The organism is Olavius algarvensis spirochete endosymbiont (assembly GCA_900608495.1).
Lineage (GTDB): Bacteria > Spirochaetota > Spirochaetia > DSM-2461 > DSM-2461 > UBA2779.
Window position 1 is genome coordinate 1 of the sequence record UWYT01000204.1, and the last position, 1,763, is coordinate 1,763.

Below are 1,763 nucleotides of genomic sequence, written 5' to 3' on the forward strand. Positions count from 1 at the left end.
GGAGCTCGACGAGGAGACCGGCCTCTACTACTACGGGGCGCGCTACTATGAGCCTGCAACCTCCCGCTGGATAAGCCCGGACCCTGCCGGATTCGAGCTTATTAACCCGATGGAGTCTGATGGCGAGGGTGGCTGGAAGGCCAAGGGAAACTACTCGGTAATTGAGGGCACTAACTGGTATTCCTATACGAGTAATAATCCGGTGCTTTATGTGGACCCGACGGGGAAAAGTGGCCAAAAGGAGAACATGGGCACTCCATATTTCAGGGATGGTAGACCATATACCTTTTATGATGGATTAGGAGTTTTAAGTAATACAAATTATGGGCCGGAAAATAGAGGTGGCCCTAGGCTTGAATCGACTTATGATAATCTCATAGGGGACTTAAGCAAGGGACGTGCTATATATACACAAAAAGTCGGCCCATTGGAGGCCATAGGGAGAGCACTACCTACTGGTATGGGTGATAGCTCTGCTGATGCTGCAACAGAATTTATAGCAAATATCCTTGATCCTGATACTTCAACCTTCGCTGAGGTTCGGGCCAAGTATGAAGGATACGGAGAGAATCGTAAATTAACAGGATGGGGGCTTAAAGTTTCATTACCTACGATATCCGATGAAAACCGTTCTGATGGTTCTAATTCGCATAGCTTTGAACTTTATACTGTCACAGATAAAGCAAAGGCATTGAAAATAATGGAACAAAACCCAGAATTGATTGAAGGTATTTTGCGGGAATCTGGAATGATTAAATATAAGAATAACGATGGGAATGAAGAATAGTCAGAAATGGATATTGCTATTCTCTGTTTTTCTCTTAGTTGGATGTAATGGATCAAAAACTATATGGATTAAAGGGCGAATAGTAACATATCCTCAAAAATCCGATTTCGGAATATACTCAACAACTATTGAGTATAAGACAGTTCAACAGGATGAAGTAGTGGAGAAGAAGAGACGTTTCTATACGCTTCGTCCCTTCAGAAGGTTTTTTATTGGAATAAAGGCTCAGGATTTTCTTCATGTTGAGCGGATCAGTTTTTGGGCTGCGTATCCTGCAATTATTGATGTTAAACTTGAAGGTGAAAACTTCAAGAGGAAGATCATTAATGTAGGTGATATTTATGATTATCGTCCACCAATTGTTGATATACCTGAAGACTACAATGGAATTTTTAGTGACTTCAATTTTGTAATTAGATCGGACATCCCCGATGTAGATTACTTTGATGTCTATGTTTCTATACTCAAATATGATAACGAAAAACAGGCATGGAAGAAAATTCCCTTTATTGATATTGAAGGGCTAAAAAATACAGAAGTTTCCTTTGATAACTTTTTAGATTTAGCACAAGAATCAGCTACTTTCGGTATGAACGATGCTAAGGTAACGATTCACGATGAACTTAGGCCAGGGATGTTTATGATTAAAGGGGATGTCTTTATGATTGGAGGGGATGTCATTAGGATTATTGATGAAGAAGCGACAATAATCTCACGATTCTATGTAGAGTTTTTTGACATTCTTAAAATCGAGTGATTGTTATAGGTTTCCTGCTTGTTATTTCCCCACCCCCCAGCAACAACAACCCTCACCCCCTAGTGCCACAAAAAGCCTCCCACCCGCCCGCGTCAAATGCCGGCCTCTAGCCCACCTGTAGCCAAGCCGCTCCCACCTGCGCAGGCCCTCAGAGGCAGGCCCGACCTTAGGCCATCCATGGCCACGGTCTAAACAGAACACGCCTTATTTTCAGTAGGC

Annotated in this window: 2 protein-coding genes; both read left to right on the plus strand. The window is 42.4% G+C overall.

Translation table 11 applies throughout. The annotated features are described in order from the left end of the window. Positions 1 to 787: RHS repeat-associated core domain-containing protein (locus S1OALGB6SA_RS06325; RefSeq protein WP_148084040.1), on the plus strand; the 787-nt coding region annotated here is incomplete at its 5' end. After that, positions 771 to 1,544: a hypothetical protein gene (locus tag S1OALGB6SA_RS06330; protein ID WP_124032906.1), complete on the plus strand. Its 774-nt coding sequence runs from the start codon at positions 771 to 773 to the stop codon at positions 1,542 to 1,544. The genes S1OALGB6SA_RS06325 and S1OALGB6SA_RS06330, both read left to right, overlap by 17 nt. Positions 1,545 to 1,763 lie beyond the last annotated feature (219 nt).

Coding starts and splice junctions, on each gene's coding strand:
- S1OALGB6SA_RS06330 (WP_124032906.1), top strand. CDS start 771: ATGGGAATGAAGAATAGTCAGAAATGGATATTGCTATTCTCTGTTTTT.